The organism is Pseudomonas sp. 18173 (genome assembly GCF_050432945.1).
GTDB lineage: Bacteria > Pseudomonadota > Gammaproteobacteria > Pseudomonadales > Pseudomonadaceae > Aquipseudomonas.
On sequence record NZ_JBKFTN010000004.1, the window covers coordinates 92,417 to 112,669 of the forward strand.

Here is a 20,253-nt window from a genome sequence, read left to right on the forward strand (position 1 = left end):
ACCCCGTCTCCACAGCACAGCGCAATGACCCTCAAGCTGCCCCGCAGACACGGCTTTTTCGAGCATTACGAAGAGTTGGTTGGCACCTGGACCCGTCGCCTGAGAAACCGTCAGCAGGCCGAGGACCTGGCCCACGATACCTTCGTGCGGGTGCTCGAGTCCGATTCGGCGCGGGTGGAGCAGCCCCGGGCGTATTTGCACCAGACCGCGCGCAACATCGCCGTGGATGGTTATCGGCGTGAGGACCGGCGGGGCGCCATGGAGTCAGAGGCGATTGATCTCAGTGAGTCGCCGACCGGCGACCCGGAGCATTTCATGCACGCGATCCAGTTGGCCGATTCCATCGAACGGGCGCTCGCCGAGCTGCCGGTCAACTGCCGCAAGGTGTTTGTCTGGCAGAAGATCGAGGGCCTGACCCAGGCCGAAATCGCCGAGCGCCTGGGGCTGTCCAGGAACATGGTGGAAAAGTATATGATCCGCACGCTTCGACACCTGCGCGATCGCCTGGACGGGTTGCAGTCATGACCGGCCGCGCCTTCTTCTCCCCGGCCAAACAGGAACTTCCATGATGGATACTCGTGATTGTGCGTGCGGGCAAACAACGGTTCGCGATGACGCGGCGCAGTGGTTTGTGCGTTTGCAGGAGCCTGTGGTCGATGTCGACGTGCGTCGCCGGTTTCAGGCCTGGCTGGACGAACACGCCCAACACCGAGACGAATTCGCAGTGCTCCAGGGTTTGTGGAGCGCCGCCGAGCTGGTGCCGGCGGCGCGTTTGCGTGCCTTGTGTGAAACCCCGCCAGCCCTGAAAAAGCGCCGCCCCGTGCTGCGTTACGCGGTGGCCGCCAGCGTGCTGGCAGTGGCGCTCGGCCTGGGCCTGTTCAGCGGCCTGAATCATCCTGCGCCGTACACCGCCGAGTTCTCGACGGCCCTGAATGAGCGACGCCATGTGGCGTTGCCGGATGGCTCGGTGGTGGACCTGGACAGCCGCAGCCGGATTCAGGTGCGCTTTGAAAAGGGTCAACGCAACGTCGAGCTGAGCGAAGGCGAAGCGATGTTCAGCGTCGAGCATGACACCCGCCGGCCTTTCGTGGTCGCGGCGGGCAGTGGCAAGGTCACGGTCACCGGCACCCGTTTCGATGTGCGTCGCGGCGCCAGCGAAACCCGGGTGGTGGTGGAGCAGGGCACCGTCAGGGTTCAAGGTCGCGACGCCGCCGACAGCGACTTCATCAATCTGACGGCAGGCCTTGGCACCCATGTCGATGCCCAGGGCAACGTTGCCGCCGCCTATGCGGTCAACCCGGCGGAAATGACTGCCTGGCGCAGCGGCAAACTGGTGTTCAACAACGCCAGCCTGGCCGATGTCGCCGAGCAGGTCTCGCGTTATCGGGAGAAACCGCTGAAGGTCGGCAACGCGACAGTGGGCAATCTGCGCCTGACCAGCGTGTTCAAGTCCGACAACACCGACGCGCTGCTCAAGGCCTTGCCGAGCATCCTGCCGGTGGCCGTGCGCACCCTTGGCGACGGCAGCCAGGAAATAATTTCAAAATAAAATTCAGGTTTTTTTCGAGTTCTTCGTCTTCCTGTTCAACTGCAACTGGTTTGCATTAACAAGCGCATGCTCTTGCGATCCACAGGACTACGTTCGACGTGAAAAACCCCACCGCTAAAAACAACAAACTCCCCTGGTTGCCGCTGGCCCTCGCGCTGGCGGTCAACGTTGCGCTGCCCCAGGCCTTTGCGGCCGACGGCATCCACATTCCGGCGCAACCCTTGGGACAAGCTTTGAGCCAGTTGGGCCAGCAAACCTCGCTTCAGGTGTTCTTCAGCCCTGAACTGGTTGCCGGCAAGCAGGCTCCGGCGGTGGATGGCAACCTTTCCCCGGAAGACGCGCTGCGCCAGTTGCTGCAAGGCAGCGGCCTGCAATACCAGATCGATGAAGGTTCGGTGACGCTGATGCCGGCACCAGCTTCGGCGGCCAGCGGTCCACTGGAACTGGGCGTGACGGACATCAAGGTGGTCGGTGACTGGCTTGGCGATGCCGATGCCGCCGTGGTGCAGAACCATCCCGGCGCACGAACCGTGATCCGCCGCGAGGCCATGGTCGAGCAGGGCGCGATGAACGTCGGCGACGTGTTGAAACGCGTTCCTGGCGTGCAGGTGCAGGACGCCAACGGCACCGGTGGCAGTGATATTTCCCTCAACGTCGGCGTGCGCGGCCTGACTTCGCGCCTGTCGCCACGCTCCACCGTGCTGATCGACGGCATCCCGGCGGCGTTCGCGCCTTACGGCCAGCCGCAACTGTCCATGGCGCCGATTTCCTCCGGCAACCTCGACAGCATCGACGTGGTGCGCGGTGCCGGTTCCGTACGTTACGGACCACAAAACGTGGGTGGCGTGATCAACTTCGTGACCCGGGCAATCCCGGAACAGGCCTCCGCGGAAATCGGCACCACCCTGGAAACCTCGCAGCACGGTGGCTGGAAACACATCGACACCGCGTTCATGGGCGGCACCGCCGACAACGGCATGGGCATGGCGTTGTTGTATTCCGGCGTGAACGGCAACGGTTACCGTGAAAGCAACAACGGCAACGACATCGACGACGTGATCCTCAAGACCCATTGGGCGCCGACCGATGTCGACGATTTCAGCCTCAATTTTCACTACTACGATGCCAAGGCCGACATGCCCGGCGGCCTGACCCAGGCGCAGTTCGACGCCGACCCGTTCCAGTCCGTACGCGACCACGACAACTTCAGCGGCCGCCGCAAGGATGTGTCGTTCAAGTGGGCGCGGCAGATCGATGATCGCACCCAGGCCGAAGTGCTGACCTACTACACCGACAGTTTTCGTGGCAGCACCATCGCCGCCCGTGACCTGAAGACCCTCAGCTCGTACCCGCGCAGCTACTACACCTTCGGTATCGAACCACGGGTGTCTCATGTCTTCGATGTGGGCCCGACCACCCAGGAAGTCAGCGTCGGTTATCGCTACCTCAAGGAAGGCATGCACGAAGAGGCCAGCCGTGTGGCGCTGGTCAACAACGAGCCCGTGGTGCGTCCGGGGGCGGACGGCCATGTCTATCAGGACCGTACCGGTGGAACCGAGGCCAATTCGGTCTATGTCGACAACAAGATCGACGTTGGCAACTGGACCGTCACGCCGGGTATTCGCTTCGAGCACATCAGCACCGACTGGCACGACCGCCCGGTACTCGACACGGCTGGCAAACGCGTGCCGGAGAAAAAACGCAACATCGAAAGCAATGAGCCGCTGCCGGCCCTGAGCGTGATGTATCACATGTCCGATGCCTGGAAACTGTTCGCCAACTACGAAACCTCGTTCGGCGCGCTGCAGTACTTCCAGCTGGGGCAGGGCGGTATCGGCGACAACACCGCCAACGGCCTGGAGCCGGAAAAGGCCAAGACCTACGAAATCGGTACGCGCTACAACGATGACGTGTGGGGCGGCGAGGTGACGCTGTTCTACATCGACTTCGACGACGAACTGCAATACATCAGCAACGATGTGGGCTGGACCAACCTCGGCGCGACCAAACACCAGGGCATAGAGACGTCGGTGCACTACGATCTGGCCGCGCTGGACCCACGCCTCGACGGCCTGACCGCCAACGCCGGTTTCACCTACACCCGCGCCACCAGCGAAGGCGATATCCCGGGCTTCAAGGGGCGTGACCTGCCGTTCTACTCCCGTCAGGTGGCCACTGCCGGCCTGCGTTACGACATCAACCGCTGGACCTGGAACCTCGATGCGTTCGCCCAGTCCAAACAGCGCTCGCCGGGCACCGGCGTGAACGCCGACGGCAGCTTCAACGGCAACTACATCACCGAAGGCACCGCCGACGGCCAGTTCGGTGACATTCCGGGTTACGTGACCTGGAACATGCGTGGCGGCTATGACTTCGGCCCGCAGGTGTCGAACCTGAAGCTGGGGGCCGGGGTGAAAAACATCTTCGACAAGCAGTACTTCACGCGCTCCAGCGACAACAACTCGGGCATGTACGTCGGCGCGCCGCGCACGTTCTTCGTGCAGGCCAGTGTCGGGTTCTGACAGGCCGAGATGTACCCGGCTTGTCCCCACAGGTTGCATTAAATCCGTGGGGATCTAGTCGACGATTACTCGGGTAGTTTGAAGTCGGCAACAGGAGAAGGATTCCCGGCAAGGTCGTTTGTTTTAAGGCAGACGACTACCTGACCGCTCTCGACAGATACTTCAAACACGCCGATTGATCCCTGGACGGGCCTATATTCCGCATCGTCCAGGCAATTGGTCTGGTTGGTTGGGCCGGCTTTATACTTATACTGATAGGCGTTCAGATCGGGACTAACGGGAAACACTCTGATTTCATAGGTAACTTCGTCCATTTGGGTAATGGTATAAATCGGAGCAAGCTTGTTCGGTCCTTCCATCATCCAGCGCCAGTAAACTCTTGCGTTTCGCGCATCCCATTGGCCCGGAACACTGATTTTATCGTTCTGGCCCATGATGCACATCAAGTACATGCCGGCTCCGCTCTCGACTTTCTGACTGAGTTCGTTTTTCCTGCCTTCAATGCTGGTGATGGGGTCGCTATAGCCACTCAGAGTCCGGCAGTCCGCCAATGTTCGTGTGTACTTGTAGCGGTAGTAAGGCTGATCGATAGAAAAAAGTTCTGTCCATTGCCAGGGCACAACGGCTCCAGCATCATCACGCTCAAGTTTTATGTGATTCTGTTCCGGCAAGGAAGAATCAAAAGTAAACGCTGGCCCGAGGCTGCAAACTCCATTCTTTCGATTGAATTTACCTGCTGTAAAACACTCCTGAATACCGATGGTTTGTGTGGCGTAGTTGGTATCCGTGGCTTTGCTGATTGCGCCATTGATTACTTCACAAGGGGCACCACTGCTGCATCGGGAATGCCCGCTACCACGTGTAGTGGTGCCTACTACGGCGACGACTTCGTTAGTGTAGCGATCCAGGACAGGGGAGCCGGAGATACCTGACACGACATCCAGGCACCGATTGCTGATTTGATCCTGCCATGCCCACATACTTTCGATAACCCCAGCCGAGTGCTCCTGCGGGCAAGCCATACGTTGAACATGGCTGCCGACAGGTGATCCGACGATCAGTATGTCGCTCCCTTGAGATAAGGAGCGGGTCGCCAATTTCAGTGGAACAATGCCTTGATCGATGAGTTGCCCGAGTGTCTGGTCGAGTTGGATGATGGAAACATCCTGTCCCCGGATGGTGCTCCAGTTTATCGTGGTGATGGGGAACGACTTCTGTTTCTCGGCAGTGTCCTGAAAATAGTTAAAAGAAACATGACCCTTGGCAACCTCATTTTCGAGCACCGTGTCAGGGTTGAGGTGGCTGCAATGTCCCGCAGTCAATACATAGGCCGGATCATCCAGTCCATCGGGTTTGTGGCGTGTATCAATCAACGTACCTGAACAAGTCATGCCGCCTTCAATTTCGACTCGACCGATTGACTGCCAGTGATCGTACTGGCCCGTAGCGTTTTTCAGCGATTGCGCAGCAGAAAAGTTGGGTGTCCCTTCCCCCCAATCCTGTTGTTTTCCCATTGCGGAGTTCAGGCCTCCCAAGGTAAACAACAAGACAGAGCATGCGTTCACAAACGATGTTTTTTTCATGATGGAGATCCAGAGATGAACTTCTCATGTCAGGATCAAACTGCAGAAACTTCTTGTCTACTGTCATAAATGACAGTTTTATGTGCCGTTGGTCCACTTGTTTCGAGCAACCTGTAGCCGGTTCCAGATGGCGTGTACGTCTTAGACCTTCAACACCTTCCCGCCAATCGCCACCGCCACCAGCAGCACCGCCATCAAGGCAAAGGCAAAACTCAGGCTGCTGCCATGGGCGATGAAGCCGATCACGGCCGGCCCCGCCAGGATGCCCGCATAACCCAGGGTGGTAATGGCCGGCACGGCGATGCTCTCGGGCATGACGGTCTGCTTGCCCACGGCGGTGTACAACACCGGCACGATGTTCGAGCAACCGGCCCCCAGCAGTGCGTAACCCACCAGCGCCGCCTCCCAACCCGGTGCGAATGTCGCCAGCAACAAGCCTGTGGCGGCTGTCAGCCCGCCGAACACAATCACCCGGGTCGCGCCCAGTCGCCGTACGATTTTGTCACCGGTCAGGCGTCCCACGGTCATGGTCAAGGCAAACGCCGCATAACCGAGCCCCGCATAGGCGGTGTCGATACCCCGTTCCTGGGCCAGGAACACCGCGCTCCAGTCCAGCGCCGCGCCTTCGGCCAGGAACACGATGAAGCACATGCCGCCGATGAACAGGACGATGCCATGGGGAACGGCAAACGCCGGCCCCGAACTCTCGCTGCCATAGGGCAACAGGTGTGGCACGGCCTTGGCCAGCGCGATCAACAGAAGCACGATCACCACCAGCGTGGCCCCCAGTGGTGAAATCCCCAGGCCAAGCAACCCGCTGACGCCCGCCGCGCCAACGATCCCGCCAAGGCTGAACAGGCCATGGAACCCCGACATCATGTTTTTGCCGCTAGCGCGTTCGACGATCACCGCTTGCAGGTTGACCGTCGAATCCACGGTGCCGAGACCCGCGCCGAACATGAACAAGGCAGCGATCAGGGCCGGAATCGACGACACCGTCGCCAGCAGCGGCAGGGCGGCGCAGATCAGCAGGGTCCCGCCGGTCGCCACGCGCCGGCAGCCGAAACGCGAGGCCAGGACCCCGGCCAACGGCATCGCCAGAATCGAACCCACGCCCAGGCAAAGCAGTAACAGGCCCAGGGTGCCCTCATCCAGCCCGGCCCGGGCCTTGGCATAGGGCACCAGCGGCGCCCACGCGGCGATGCCGAACCCGGCGATGAAAAAGGCGATGCGCGTGGACATCTGTTCCAGGCGGCCGGGAACGAAGGTGGTTTGGTTGTTGAGGCTGGTCATATCAATCCCTGGCAAAAAAACGTCACGTCCTCAACGGACAGTGATCGACCGGCGAGGGTTCGATCAGTGCCCGGAAAGTTTGCGGTCAATCAGGGCGACATCGTTGCACAGCGCCGCTGTGTTTCGCGATATGTTGAGTCATTCCAATGACACACGGAGGGCGCCATGGCGCAGAGGTACGACGCACGGGGCAATATCTACATCGTGGTAGCGCCCGAAGAACTGCGCCGCCAGGGCATCGACTTGCCCGCTCAGGCCAGCCAGGCTGCGCAAACCCGTCAGGCATGGGCCGTGGCGGCCATCGAGGCTTGCTGTAGCTGGGCACCCGGCACGCAGCCGGCCGGCGGCAAGGATCATCGCAGTGACGGATTGCTGGTCGGACCGTTCCAGTCGTCGTCGCCCTTCGATCTGCTGATCGTCAACACCGACGGCACGCTGGCCGAGCGCAGCGGCAACGGGCTGACGATCTTTTCTCAGGCGCTGAGCGACCAGGGGCTTTTTGCGCAGGGCGAAACCTGTGAACTCAGGGTACATCACGATAAAACCGACACGCCTTCACCGGGGCAGACTTCGGTGAAAACCGCTCAAGTCGAGGGCGTGAAGGGTTTCTGGCTCGACCTGGGGCAGCCGGGATTCGGGCCGGCAGCGGTCAGTGCCCACGGGGTTGAGGCTGTGGTGTTCAATGGTCGTGAACTCAGCCACGTTGAACCCTTGGCGGCACTCAATGGCGCCTGGTCGCGCAGTCAGTTCGCGCGGGTTGGTAATCCGCATTGCGTGACGCTGGTGGACAGTGCCGAGGATCTGCCGAGCAACGAGCAGATGCGTGAACCGGCGTTGGGTGACGGGTTGATGCGGATCGCCTACGCGATGCCGGTTGGGGAAGGCAAACCGTGCCCGGCGGGGATCAATCTGCAATGGGCGATGCGCTTGTCCGAAGGGCACATCGCCGCGCGGGTGTTCGAGCGGGGTGAGGGGCCGACGGCGTCGTCGGGGACCAGCGCCAGTGCGGTGGCCAGTGCGGCCTGGCGGGCGGGTTGGGTCAGCGCCGGGGAGGTGAAGGTGACGATGCCAGGTGGCACGGCACCGATCTTGCTGGAAGAGGAGCAGGGGGAATTGAGTCGGGTCAGCTTGTTTGGTACGGCTCGAATGATGGATTGAATGAGACACTGATTTCTTGATCTTTGCTCTGAGCTGAGTCTTTTAAAGACTTCCACCACAATTGGGAACTGCGTGAGGGACGGTCAGATTTTTTGTAGTGCGTCCTACAGAACTAAGCCGGCGCATAGGTAGGAAAGATCTGAATTCACCGTTTGGCAGTCTGCATCAGTCAATACTTGGTCACAAAACCGTACATTCGCCCATGGATGATTTTATAAAAACTCCCCAAAGCCAAGGAGCGGTTGTATGGCACTCGATGCATTTATCAAGATCAATGGAATCCCTGGTGAAGCCCTTGATGAGCAACACCGGGACTGGATCGAAATTACGGGCTACCGCTTCGGCACTCACCAGGGAACCTCAGCTACTGCCAGTTCAGCCGGGGGAGCTTCTACTGGACGAACGACCGTTACCGACTTTACGTTTACCAAAAAACTGGATAAGTCCAGCTGCAAGCTTATGGAGGCAAGCTGCGCAGGTGAGCATCTGAAAGAAGTTGTTTTGAGTTTGCACCGCGCTGGCGGCGACAAGCTCAAATTTTTCGAAATCAGGCTGGAAGAGGTCATTATTTCCAGCTATTCACAAACAGCAAGTGATGGTGTTCCGTCTGAAAGTATCAGTCTTGACTACGGTCGCATAAAAACGGTTTACACCCTGCAGAAACGCGTGGATGGCGCTGGCGGCGGCAACGTAGCTGGCGGTTGGGATCGAATCAGTAACAGCAAGTGCTCCTGAGGTTCCCTCCATGTCAAAGGCATATGTTTTTGTAAATTCCCACGTGCAGCCATATTCATATTTGAAGTCGAACTTTAACCTTGGACAAAAATCCAGTGCGAAGTTTGATGTGCTGAATGCACATGTTGTCAATGCCGTGGTGTTGCCGGGCGAGATAATTATTGTAGGCGATGAGTCAGTATCGTCCTGTACTGCCGAAGAAGCGTTTTATATGCAGAAGGCTTCGCAAGTCCATTTGGCCATAATGGCGAATGGGATGCAGAGCGACGGATTTTTAGTAGAGAATCATGAGTTTCTGACTAAGGCGCTTGGGTATACATCTCTAGGGATCGGCGCCGTGGGCGGCGCCTGGAGCAAGCACCTTGATGGCATCAAGAAAACCCTTGAAGAAATTGAAGCCGCTCATGGTGATCTCCTCAGAAATGGCGGCACTCGGAATCGAGACGCTTTTTATTTAAAGCGAAAGGTTCTATTTGAGAAACTTGATGGTCAGTTAAAGAAATTTGCCCGATTTGGATCCGGCTTACGCAACCAAGGTTCCATCAAGGAAATGCTGGGCATATCCACCAAAAGTTACTTGCATACAGGGACCATAACCGGCTATGCCGAAACTATTAATGGTGTGGCGAAAGCGTCGAGTCTTCTTAAAAAGGGTACGTACTTGGGTGTCGGTTTGAATGCAGCTGCGGCAGGTATCTCTATCTATACCGCATGCTCAACTGGGCGTGAAGAACAATGTAGAAAAGCTAAATATGTTGAAGGTGGTAAATTGTCCGGGAGCCTGATTGGGGGATCTTTTGGAGGTTTATCCGGTGGTTTCGCAGCTACGATCGGGTGCGCTGTGGCCTTCGGAGTCGTTACCGGCGGAGCCGGTGCACTAGCCTGTGCTGTGGTTGGGAGTGGAGTCGGCGGTTGGGCAGGAGGAGAAGTTGGTGGCGGTATGGGTGAGATGGGCGGTGAAGTAGTTTATGAGTACCTGCAAAGGTGAGGGTCGTGTTGGGTTTTTTTGCGATATTCATATTGTTCCTCATGTGTCTGACACTGTTCTGGATACTTCTATCCTCCAGTCGATATACGGAATTAATAGAGAGTTACTTAAGCAGAAGTAAATTTGTAGCGAATAATCGTGAGGCTTTTTCGGGGTTGGGGCTGATTGGTAAAGCTCTCAAGAATGGGTCGATTGCATTAATGTTCTTGATTCCTCGGCTAAGCGAAAGACGTGGTCTTATAGAAAAAGATGAATTGTTAAATTTGCCTCCACACCTGAAGCGAAAGCTGATAGCACCCTGGATCACGGGAGGAGTGTTGTTTTTTGTGATGTTCGTTTTTTGGCTTTTTTTTGTTTGATTTTTGTGCTGTGGCCTTCGGGTTGGTTGCCGGAGGTCCCGGCTCACTGGCTTGCGCTGTGATTGGAGGCGGGGTAGGTGGTTTGGTTGGCGGTGAGGTTGGTGGAAGCATGGGAGAGATGAGTGGCGAAATCGTTTATGAGTTTATGTCAAAATGAGTGATATTGCGTTTGCGATCATTTCGATATTTATAATGGTCTCCATGTTTCTAGTGATGTGCTGGATATTTGTGTCGTGTTATCGGTTTACGGAATTAATAGAAGGTTGTCTAAATAAAAGTAAGTTTGTGGCGAATAATCGAGCCGTATTTTCAAGTTCGGGTTTTATTGGGGTGGTTGTCAGAAACTGTTCCATGGCATTAATGTTCTTGATTCCTCGACTCTGCGAGAGGCGTGGTCTTATAGAAAAAAACGAGTTGTCGAATTTGCCACCACACCTTAAGCGGAAGCTGTTAGCACCTTGGATCACCGGCGGGGTGCTGTTTTTTGCGATGTTCGTTCTTTGGTTTTTTTATGTTTGATTTTTACTTTCGGTTATCGCCGGGTGTTATCCCGGGTGTCATTAAAAACGACCCGGGGATCAGCTCACCCCACTGAACTCCACCACCGGCATCGTCCGCTTCATCAACACCTTGCCATCGCGCACCGAGTACAGCGGCAACCCTTGGCTGCGGATGACTTCGTAGTCACTCTCCGCCGACAGGATCAGCAGGTTCGCCGGTCGCCCGCGCTCCAGGCCATAGCGATCGCCGAGGTTCATGGCCCTGGCGCTGTTGTCCGTCACCAGGTCCAGCGCACTTTGCAGGTTGCGATAACCGAGCATGTGGCAGATGTGCAGGCCGGCTTCGAGCACCCGCAAGATGTTGCCATTGCCCAGCGGATACCACGGATCGACGATGGAGTCCTGGCCGAAGCACACGTTCATGCCCGCTTCCAGCAACTCGTTGACCCGGGTCACGCCCCGGCGTTTCGGGAAATTATCGAAGCGCCCTTGCAGGTGGATGCTTTCAGTGGGGCAGGAGACAAAACTGATGCCCGAATGCCCGAGCAGGCGAAACAGTTTGGCGCAGTAGGCGTTGTCGTAGGAGCCCATGGCCGTGGTGTGGCTGGCCGTGACCCGCGAACCCATGTCGCGGCTGCGGGCCTCTTCGGCGAGCACTTCGAGAAAACGTGACTGCGGGTCGTCGGTTTCGTCGCAGTGCACGTCCACCAGGCAACCGCTGCGTTCGGCCAGGTCCATGAGGAACTTCACCGAACTGACGCCCTGATCGCGGGTGTATTCGAAATGCGGAATGCCACCCACCACGTCCGCGCCCATGCGGATCGCTTCTTCCATCAACTCGCGGCCATTGCGGTAGGACTCGATGCCTTCCTGGGGGAACGCGACGATTTGCAGGTCGACCAGGTGCCGGCTTTCCTCGCGCACTTCGAGCATCGCCTTGAGCGCAGTCAGTTGCGGGTCGGTGACGTCGACGTGGGTGCGCACATGCTGGATGCCGTGGGCGGCGAGGGCCTGAATGGTTTTTTTGGCCCGGGCCTTGGTGTCCTCCAGGGTGATGGTCGCCTTGCGTTCGCCCCAGCACTCGATGCCTTCGAACAGCGTGCCGCTCATGTTCCAGCGCGGCTCGCCGGCGGTCAGGGTGGCGTCGAGGTGGATGTGCGGCTCGACAAAGGGTGGCACCACCAGATTGCCGCCGGCATCCAGATCGTCAGGGCTCAGGGTCGGGGCTTCGGTCTGGCGGGCGATGCTGCTGATCCGGCCGTTTTCCAGGAACAACTCATGCAAACCTTCCTGATTGCGCAGACGGGCGTTGATGATGTGCATCGGGCGGATCCTTATGGCCAATCGTATAGTCGATACTTCTACGTTAGCTCGGTGATGGCAATTCATGCCAGTGACATTGGCCAGCACCCTCCAGATGTGGGATCGGATTTGTTCAGGAAGATTGTTGCAAAGGCAAAAACCGCATCAAGGCAGCAACGACCGCTTCAGGCGCGTCTTCCTGGACCAGGTGCCCGGCGTTGGGTATCGGATGGAACTGTGCGCCGGGAATCATCTGCTGCAAGGCCCGCCCGCGTTCGACGGGAATCCACCGGTCGTCTTCACCCCAGAGAATCTGCACCGGGCAGCGAATCGTCGGGTACAACCCCTGCGCCTCAAGGGTGTAGCACTCGTCCATCTGCGCGATCTGCCGGTAGAACGCCGCTTGCCCCGGCTCTCCCAGCCATGGCTGTACGTAGGGGGCGAGTTCGGCGTCGGGGATTTCGCGCTGGATGGCCCCGCGAATATAGGCCGGTACGATGGCGCGCTGGATGTAATCGGGCAGTCCGCTGAACGCCGCTTCATGCTGACGCACATGCTGCACGAACGGCGAACCCCAGGGCGTCAGCGCCACCGGGTCGATCAGCGTCAGGCTGCGGTAATCCTTGCCATTGAGCAGATGCGTGCGCAGGGCGGTGGCGCCGCCGAAGTCGTGGGCCACCACGTCGGGGCGATCCACGCCCCAATGCTCCAGCAGTTGCGCCAACAGCCGGTTTTGCACGCCCAGGGACACATCGTCATCCGGCTGTGCGGATTGCCCGTAACCCAGCAGATCGAAGTAGTGCACCCGGTGTGTGGTGATGAAGTGCGGCGCTATGCGGTGCCACACCCAGGAAGAAAAGGGCGTGCCATGCACGAACACCAGCGGCGGGCCGTCGCCGTGTATGGCGTAGCGCACCTGATGTCCGTTGAAGTCGAAGACCTGATCCAGCGGCCAGTCGATCATTGCTTCCTGATCCTTCCTCACTGTAGGAGCGAGCTGGCTCGCGATGGGCATCAACGATAACGCTGGGCATCTGGCAGCCCGCGGGGCTCAGGCGTCCATCGTCGGAACGCCGCCCGGAGCTAGCTCGCTCCTACAGAGGGGGCTGTGTTTTTATTCGCCGCGATAGATGCAACCGCTGGTGCAGGTTTCGTGGATGCGGATCGCGCTGAGTTCCGGCAGCAGAGGCTTCAGTTCCTGCCAGATAAACTTGGCCAGCACTTCGCTGGTCGGGTTTTCCAGGCCAGGGATGTCGTTGAGGTAGTTGTGGTCCAGACGCTCGTACAGCGGCTTGAAGATCTCTTTGATTTCCGAGAAATCGCGGATCCAGCCAGTGTGCGGGTCGAGGTCGCCGCTCAGGTGAATTGCCACTTTGAACGAGTGACCGTGCAGGCGCCCGCACTTGTGGCCGTCCGGTACGTGGGGCAGGCGGTGGGCGGATTCGAAGGTAAACTCTTTGAAAATTTCCACAGTATCTTCAGCTCTGTTCAGGTGGCGTTCGCCGCAAAGATTCGGGCAGGTGGCGAGTTTATCAGTTTGTCCTGACTAAAGGGTCAGCAAGCGCTCGCCCAAGCGACCGTTGGCGGCCAGTTCGAGGAATTCGTCGCCCATGCGGCGGCTTTCATCCATGGTCGTGCGCCAGTATTTCTGCCGGCTCGGGGCGTCACCCATGAAGCGCTTGAAGTCGTTACGGTCTGGCAGCTTGCCGTAGGGCAGGCGCGCCAGGTAGTCCTTCGACGGCGCCAGCAGCAGCACGTTCTGCAAGCGCGCCGGGCAGGCGCGGCGCCACGGCAGGGTCTTGTCGAACCAGCCGGGAATCACCCGGTCGGTGAAGTGTGGGTAAAGCACGATGTCGTTGCCGCTGTAGGGCAGGTCCAGGTGGTAGTCCAGCAAGCCGCCGTCGCGGAAGGTGCCGGCGCCAGCGCCCGGCAGGTCGCGCACGCCTTCCATCACCATCGGGATCGAGCCTGAAGCCAGCAGGGCCTGGCGCAGATTGCCGGCGTTGAGGGCGACAAAGCGCGACGGGAAGTCGTTCAAGGCGTCGACCGGCGGCGCCAGGCGCGGGTCGTGGATGATCAGGCGTTCGAAGTGCCGGGCCAGCCGCGCCCGGCCGCGCAGGTTGTCGGCGATGACCGAGGACAGGCCCAGCCCGAGGCGACCGCGATGATCGTCGGCGAGCAGGCCGTGGCTTTTGACCACCATGATGTTCAGGCGGTAATCGCTGTTGTCGAGGATCGAGGCATCGCGACCGTCGAGCAGGTCATCGAGCATGCGCCGGGAGCTCTGGCTGATCTGCGCCATGGTCACGCCCTTGGCGAAATTCTGCTCGGTGTACAGCTGCCCCAGGCGCCGGATGCCTTCGGCGGCGTCCGGCAGGCAGGCACTGGCGAAGCGCCAGGAACCCACCGATGCACCGATCAGCGAGCGTTCCCGCGGTGCCGCCGGCAGCCACTCGCCGAACAGCGCCAGGTCCAGCCCCTGAATCCCCAGCGCCTTCGGACCGCCGGCCGCACCGGGCAAGGTGCCGACTTCGGCCGCCTCCAGGCCGTTGGCGCGGATGTGCGCAAAGGCGCGCGGACCGGCCTTGAGGGTCAGAGAAGGGAACTTGATGTGGATGGCGGTCATTGCGGTCTCGGAGTGTGGCAAGCGGGGATTATAAAACCTGTACTTCATGTATACGAACAACCTGTGGGAGCGGGCTTGCCCGCGATGGCGTCTGCACATCCGGCATTGATGTAGCAGATACACCGCTATCGCGGGCAAGCCCGCTCCCACAGGGAATGTGTAATGGCCAGCAATGATGGCAATTCAGTTTCAATTAAGTTCATCCGGCTAAGGTGTACCCACGCCCGGGAACCTGGCCCGGATCAAGCGCCGGGATTGTGCGACGCTGGTACCATTGCGGCTTTCGAGACGCTCACGCCACTCGCACTGGCCAGTTCTACCAATAATTGGCAGCAGGATATCGACCGGGCTCTGGAATTAGACGCGGTCAGCGGGCAGTGACTCAAGGATCATCAGGATTGGTAATGAAGGTGTTTCTACTCAATCGATGCGCCGGCAGCCGGATGGCGCTGCTGCTTCTGGCATTCTGCTCGGCGGTGATGGCCCGCGACCTGGACCAGGATGAAGCCCTGCGCCTGCGTCAGCAAGGTGTGATCCTGCCGCTGGAGCAACTGCTGCAGCAGGCGATGGATCGCTACCCTGGGGCAAAACTGCTGGAAGCCGAACTCGAAGAGAAGCACAACATCTATCTTTATGATGTCGAGTTGTTGACGCTCGAAGGCGTGGTCCGTGAGCTGCACATCGATGCGACTGACGGCCGCTTATTGAAAGACAAGGAAGACTGATCCATGCGCTTGCTCCTGGTGGAAGACCATGTGCCCCTGGCCGACGAACTGCTGGCCGGTCTCAACCGCCAGGGTTATGCGGTGGACTGGCTGGCCGACGGTCGCGACGCGGTGCATCAGGGCAGTACCGAACCTTACGACCTGATCGTCCTCGACCTCGGCTTGCCCGGCATGCCGGGGCTTGAGGTGCTGGCGCAATGGCGCGCGGCGGGGCTGGCCACGCCGGTGCTGATCCTGACGGCCCGTGATTCCTGGGCCGAACGCATCGAAGGCCTCAAGGCGGGCGCCGACGATTACCTGACCAAACCCTTTCATCCCGAAGAGCTGTTCTTGCGCATCCAGGCGTTGTTGCGCCGCTCCCATGGCCAGGTCAACCAGCCGACGCTCAAGTCCGCCGGGCTGCACCTGGACGAAGGTCGCCAGTGCGTTGTCCGCGACGGCGCCGACATTCAGCTGACCGCCGCGGAGTTTCGCCTGTTGCGTTATTTCATGCTGCACCCCGAACAGATCCTCTCCAAAAGCCATCTCGCCGAACACCTCTACGACGGCGAGACCGAGCGCGATTCCAATGTGCTGGAGGTCCACGTCAACCATTTGCGCCGCAAGCTCGGCAAAAGCGTGATTGAAACCCGTCGCGGCCAGGGTTATCTGCTCGGCGGACAAGCCCGGTGAGATCGATCCAGCGCCGCTTGAGCCTGGGCCTGATCAGCGTGATGGTGGTCGTTGGCCTGGTGCTGGCGCAAACGAGCCTGTGGCTGTTCGAAATGGGGTTGCAACGCTACCTCGAAGCCGGGCTGCGCAACGACAGCGAGAACCTGCTGGCGGCACTGGTGCGCGGGCCGCAAGGCTTGCAACTGGATGAACGACGTTTGTCACCGGCCTATCAGCGGCCGTTTTCCGGGCATTATTTCCGCATCGATTTCGCCGATGGCCATTGGCGCTCACGTTCCTTGTGGGACCAGGAACTGCCGGCACTCGATCAACCCGGCCTGCACGACAACCTGCAACTGGGGCCGGAAGGGCAGCAGTTGCTGGTGCTGCGTACGGACTATCGACGTTCGAGGGTGCCGATTTCCATCAGCGTCGCCGAGGATTACACGCCAATACGCGAAAGCTTCCGGCGCATGCAACAGCTCGGGTTGGGCCTCGGTCTGGCAGGGCTGTTGCTGATTCTGCTGCTGCAGCGGATTACCGTGCGCCGCGCCTTGCGTCCGCTGGAACAGGCACGCGAGCAGATCGCGCAATTGCAACGGGGCCAGCGCTCGCAACTCGATGATCAGGTGCCAGTGGAGCTGGAGCCTCTGGTGGCGCAGATCAACCACTTGCTGGCCCACACCGAGGACAGCCTCAAGCGCTCACGCAACGCCCTGGGCAACCTCGGCCACGCGTTGAAAACACCGCTGGCGGTGCTGTTGAGCCTGGCTTCAAGCGAACAGCTTGAGGCGTACCCGCAACTGCGCAAGACCCTCAAGGAACAACTGCAGCAGGTCGAGCAACGGCTCAATCGCGAACTCAATCGTGCAAGGCTGTCCGGCGATGCGTTGCCGGGCGCACTGTTTGATTGCGATGCCGAGCTCCCCGGATTACTGGCAACCCTGAACATGATCCACGGCGAGCACTTGGCCCTGAGCTACCGCGCACCGACCGGCCTGCAATTGCCATGGGATCGGGAAGACCTGCTGGAGCTGCTGGGCAACCTGCTGGACAACGCCTGTAAATGGGCGGATGCCGAGGTTCGCGTGAGCGTGGCCGAAACGGCGGGCGGGTTTGAACTCTGTGTCGAAGATGACGGCCCGGGCATCCCCGAAGAGCGTCGCGATCAGGTGTTCAGCCGAGGTACGCGGCTGGATGAACAAACCCATGGGCATGGCCTGGGGCTGGGCATCGTGCGCGACATCGTCGATAGCTGGGATGGGAAGTTATTGCTGCTGGACAGTGAGTGGGGCGGGCTGAAGGTCGTCATCGAGTTGCCCAGGCACACTTGAAATCTACCGGTCAGGACTCTGAACCTGTGGGAGCGGGCTTGCCCGCGATAGCGGTGGCACAGTCAATGGTGATTTTGAATGTGACGGCCTCATCGCGGGCAAGCCCGCTCCCACAGGGACTGTAGGGGTCGGATTCAGGTGTGATGAATCTCCCGATCCTTGGTTTCCGGCATGAAGAAAATGCCCAGCACGGCCGTCATCACCGCGATGACGATCGGATACCACAGCCCGTAGTAGATATCCCCGGTGGCCGCGACCATGGCGAACGCCACCGTCGGCAGGAAGCCACCGAACCAGCCGTTGCCGATGTGGTAGGGCAGCGACATCGAGGTGTAGCGGATGCGCGCCGGGAACAGTTCCACCAGCCAGGCGGCAATCGGCCCGTAGACCATGGTCACGTAGATCACCAGGATCGTCAGGAGCAACAGCACCATCGGGTAGTTGGTTTTCGCCGGGTCGGCCTTCTCGGGGTAGCCGGCTTCCTTGAGTGACGTGGCCAGCGTGGCGGTGAACGCGTCGTTCTGGGTCTTGAAGTCGGCGGCCGGCATGCCGGTGCCTTCGAAGCTCTGCACCACTTTATCGCCAATGCGCACCTGCGCCACGGTGCCCGGCTCGGCCTTCACGTTCTCATAGGGGATGGCCCGTTTGGCCAGCACGGTCTTGGCCAGGTCGCAGGAACTGGTGAATTTGGCCTTGCCCACCGGGTCGAACTGGAACGAGCACTGGGCGGGATTGGCGATGACCGTGACCGGGTTTTTCTCCTGGGCGACGAACACGTCGGGGTTACCGTACTGGGTCAACGCATGGAAGATCGGGAAATAGGTCAGGGCCGCGAGGATGCAGCCGGCCATGATGATGCCTTTGCGGCCGATGCGGTCGGACAGGCTGCCGAAAAAGACGAAGAACGGGGTACCGATCAGCAGCGAGCCGGCAATCAGCAGGTTGGCGGTCTGCGGTTCGATCTTCAGCGTCTGCAGCAGGAAAAACAGCGCATAGAATTGCCCGGTGTACCAGACCACGGCCTGGCCGGCGGTGCCACCGAGCAGGGCCATGATCACGATCTTGAGGTTGTCCCAACGGGCGAAGGATTCGGTCAGCGGTGCCTTGCAGGACTTGCCTTCAGCCTTCATTTTCATGAACACCGGTGACTCGCTGAGCTGCAGGCGGATGTACACCGAGATGATCAACAACAGGATCGACAGCAGGAACGGAATCCGCCAGCCCCAGGCCTCGAAGGCTTCGGTGCCCAGCACGGTGCGGCAGGCGAGGATCACCAGCAGTGAAAGAAACAGGCCGAGGGTTGCGGTCGTCTGAATCCACGAGGTGAAGTAGCCGCGTTTGCCCTTGGGGGCATGTTCGGCCACGTAGGTGGCAGCTCCGCCGTACTCACCGCCCAGCGCCAGGCCTTGCAACAGGCGCAGGCTGATCAGGATGACCGGCGCGGCCACGCCGATGGTTGCATAGCCAGGCAGCATCCCCACCACGGCCGTGGAGACGCCCATGATCACGATGGTGATGAGAAAGGTGTGTTTGCGTCCGATCATGTCACCCAGCCGGCCGAACACGATGGCGCCGAAGGGCCGCACGGCGAAGCCTGCGGCGAAGGCGAGCAGGGCGAAGATGAAGGACGTCGTTTCGTTGACACCGGCGAAGAAGTGCTTGGCGATGATCGCCGCCAGGGAGCCGTACAGGTAGAAGTCATACCATTCGAACACGGTACCCAGGGACGACGCGAAAATGACCTTGCGCTCCTCCCGGGTGATCCCGTGGTTGGGCGTGCTGCCCGCGGATGTGCCGTAGATTGCCGTCATGAGTATTCTCCGTCTTGCTCTTGTCGTAGGCCGGAGTTCCCACCATCAATTACCGTACCCAGGCCCTGGGGCTGAAGTCATCGGATCACGGGTCTTGCATTGAGGTTGACGCCACAAAATGCTGCAAGGTTCCTTGAAGCATAATCGGCCTGTGGCAGATATCCACTTGCCACCATTTTATTGAACAGCTCGACATTTGTAGGAGCGAGCTTGCTCGCGATGGAGTGTCAGATACCTTGGTGTCGACTGACGCACCATCGCGAGCAAGCTCGCTCCTACAGAGGGGGCTGGGTTTAAACGCGGAACTGATCCATCAGGCTCTGCTGCTGGTTCGCCAGGCTGTTGAGCGACTGGCTGACCCGTGCCGATTCATTGGCCTGGCCCGACAGCGATTCGGTCACGTCGCGAATGGTCGCCACGTTGTTGTTGATCTCCTCGGCCACCGCGCTTTGCTCTTCGGCGGCACTGGCGATCTGCATGTTCATGTCGTTGATCACCGTCACCGCATCACCGATCTGGCGCAGTGCCGTCACGGCCTGGCCTACCTGTTCGACACTGCCCTGGGCCTGACGATGGCTGTTGTTCATCGAACTCACGACATCCTGGGTGCCGTTTTGCAGTTGTTCGATCACCAGGCGGGTTTCTTCGACAGACTCCTGGGTCCGTCGCGCCAGGTTGCGCACCTCATCGGCGACCACGGCAAACCCGCGTCCGGCCTCACCGGCACGGGCCGCTTCGATCGCGGCGTTGAGGGCCAGCAGGTTGGTCTGCTCGGCGATCGCACGGATCACCTCCAGTACCGTACCGATCTTCTCGCTGTTGGCTGCCAGGCCTTCGACCTGAACCATGGCCGCGCTCATGTCGGCGGCGAGGTTGTCGATGCTGGTGGTGGTGCGGTCGATCACAGTCAAGCCCTGACGGGTCGCCTGATCGGCATCGCGGGCGGCATGTGCCGCTTGTGCGGCGCTGCGGGCGACATCCTGGGCGGTGGCGCTCATTTCATGGGACGCCGTCGCCACCTGATCCACCTGGCGGTATTGCTGTTCCATGCCGGCGCTGGTCTGGGTGGCGATGGCGGACGACTGGTCCGCGGTGCTGCGGGCGTCCTGCACCGAGC

At 59.8% G+C, this 20,253-nt stretch carries 17 protein-coding genes; 9 read left to right on the forward strand and 8 right to left on the reverse strand.

The genetic code is table 11. The features are described 5' to 3' along the window. Positions 1–24: 24 nt before the first annotated feature. The 3 genes from ACLD1X_RS05870 (at position 25) to ACLD1X_RS05880 (ending at position 4,071) form a co-directional block, all read left to right on the forward strand. Positions 25–525 carry a sigma-70 family RNA polymerase sigma factor gene (locus tag ACLD1X_RS05870; protein WP_429366535.1) on the forward strand — a complete coding sequence of 167 codons (501 nt, stop codon included), beginning with the start codon at positions 25–27 and terminating at the stop codon, positions 523–525. Between the two features lie 40 nt (positions 526–565). Beyond that, positions 566–1,549 carry a FecR family protein gene (locus tag ACLD1X_RS05875; protein WP_429366536.1) on the forward strand — a complete coding sequence of 328 codons (984 nt, stop codon included), beginning with the start codon at positions 566–568 and terminating at the stop codon, positions 1,547–1,549. A gap of 98 nt (positions 1,550–1,647) precedes the next feature. Beyond that, complete coding sequence (locus tag ACLD1X_RS05880) at positions 1,648–4,071, forward strand: TonB-dependent siderophore receptor (protein WP_429366537.1); 2,424 nt, start codon at positions 1,648–1,650, stop codon at positions 4,069–4,071. Between the two features lie 65 nt (positions 4,072–4,136). On the opposite strand, the gene ACLD1X_RS05885 is transcribed toward ACLD1X_RS05880, so the two are convergent. Beyond that, positions 4,137–5,654, reverse strand: coding sequence for a trypsin-like serine peptidase (locus tag ACLD1X_RS05885; RefSeq protein WP_429366538.1), 1,518 nt, complete (start codon positions 5,652–5,654; stop codon positions 4,137–4,139). A 141-nt stretch (positions 5,655–5,795) separates the two neighbouring features. Further along, entirely contained in the window at positions 5,796–6,947 is a 1,152-nt protein-coding gene (locus ACLD1X_RS05890) for an MFS transporter (protein ID WP_429366539.1), read from the reverse strand. A 165-nt stretch (positions 6,948–7,112) separates the two neighbouring features. Here ACLD1X_RS05890 and ACLD1X_RS05895 point away from each other — a divergent pair, with 165 nt between their 5' ends. The 3 genes from ACLD1X_RS05895 (at position 7,113) to ACLD1X_RS05905 (ending at position 9,828) form a co-directional block, all read left to right on the forward strand. Further along, a complete protein-coding gene (locus ACLD1X_RS05895; protein WP_429366540.1) occupies positions 7,113–8,105 on the forward strand; it encodes a diaminopimelate epimerase in 993 nt (330 codons plus the stop codon). A 246-nt stretch (positions 8,106–8,351) separates the two neighbouring features. Next, a complete protein-coding gene (locus ACLD1X_RS05900; RefSeq protein WP_429366541.1) occupies positions 8,352–8,840 on the forward strand; it encodes an Hcp family type VI secretion system effector in 489 nt (162 codons plus the stop codon). Positions 8,841–8,850: 10 nt separating this feature from the next. Next, on the forward strand, positions 8,851–9,828 hold the full coding sequence (locus ACLD1X_RS05905) for a hypothetical protein (protein WP_429366542.1): 978 nt from the start codon (positions 8,851–8,853) through the stop codon (positions 9,826–9,828). Positions 9,829–10,765: 937 nt separating this feature from the next. On the opposite strand, the gene codA is transcribed toward ACLD1X_RS05905, so the two are convergent. The 4 genes from codA to ACLD1X_RS05925 all read right to left on the reverse strand — a co-directional run bounded on the left by codA (position 10,766) and on the right by ACLD1X_RS05925 (position 14,615). Then, positions 10,766–12,010, reverse strand: a complete 1,245-nt coding sequence (gene codA / locus ACLD1X_RS05910) for a cytosine deaminase (RefSeq protein ID WP_429366543.1) — start codon at positions 12,008–12,010, stop codon at positions 10,766–10,768. A gap of 112 nt (positions 12,011–12,122) precedes the next feature. Then, on the reverse strand, positions 12,123–12,953 hold the full coding sequence (locus tag ACLD1X_RS05915) for an alpha/beta fold hydrolase (protein WP_429366544.1): 831 nt from the start codon (positions 12,951–12,953) through the stop codon (positions 12,123–12,125). A gap of 150 nt (positions 12,954–13,103) precedes the next feature. Then, positions 13,104–13,460, reverse strand: coding sequence for a 6-carboxytetrahydropterin synthase QueD (gene queD / locus ACLD1X_RS05920; RefSeq protein WP_008021670.1), 357 nt, complete (start codon positions 13,458–13,460; stop codon positions 13,104–13,106). A gap of 75 nt (positions 13,461–13,535) precedes the next feature. After that, on the reverse strand, positions 13,536–14,615 hold the full coding sequence (locus tag ACLD1X_RS05925) for a patatin-like phospholipase family protein (RefSeq protein ID WP_429366545.1): 1,080 nt from the start codon (positions 14,613–14,615) through the stop codon (positions 13,536–13,538). A gap of 404 nt (positions 14,616–15,019) precedes the next feature. Between ACLD1X_RS05925 and ACLD1X_RS05930 the strand changes: the two genes are divergently transcribed. From ACLD1X_RS05930 to ACLD1X_RS05940, 3 genes are read left to right on the forward strand one after another with little or no spacing between them, the layout of a single operon-like run. After that, the gene (locus ACLD1X_RS05930) at positions 15,020–15,340 is read left to right on the forward strand and encodes a PepSY domain-containing protein (protein ID WP_429366546.1); all 321 of its coding nucleotides are present in this window, start codon (positions 15,020–15,022) and stop codon (positions 15,338–15,340) included. Positions 15,341–15,343: 3 nt separating this feature from the next. Then, positions 15,344–16,012, forward strand: a complete 669-nt coding sequence (locus ACLD1X_RS05935; RefSeq protein ID WP_429366547.1) for a response regulator transcription factor — start codon at positions 15,344–15,346, stop codon at positions 16,010–16,012. Next, positions 16,009–17,325 (forward strand): sensor histidine kinase, encoded by a 1,317-nt coding sequence (locus tag ACLD1X_RS05940; RefSeq protein ID WP_429366548.1) that lies wholly within the window; start codon positions 16,009–16,011, stop codon positions 17,323–17,325. Before ACLD1X_RS05935 ends, ACLD1X_RS05940 begins: the two co-directional genes overlap by 4 nt. Positions 17,326–17,459: 134 nt before the next feature. Here the strand turns inward: ACLD1X_RS05940 and ACLD1X_RS05945 are convergent, their stop codons facing one another. Both ACLD1X_RS05945 and ACLD1X_RS05950 read right to left on the reverse strand, forming a co-directional pair. Then, on the reverse strand, positions 17,460–19,136 hold the full coding sequence (locus tag ACLD1X_RS05945; RefSeq protein WP_429366549.1) for an MFS transporter: 1,677 nt from the start codon (positions 19,134–19,136) through the stop codon (positions 17,460–17,462). Positions 19,137–19,429: 293 nt separating this feature from the next. Beyond that, a complete protein-coding gene (locus ACLD1X_RS05950; protein WP_429366704.1) occupies positions 19,430–20,185 on the reverse strand; it encodes a methyl-accepting chemotaxis protein in 756 nt (251 codons plus the stop codon). Positions 20,186–20,253: the final 68 nt, after the last annotated feature.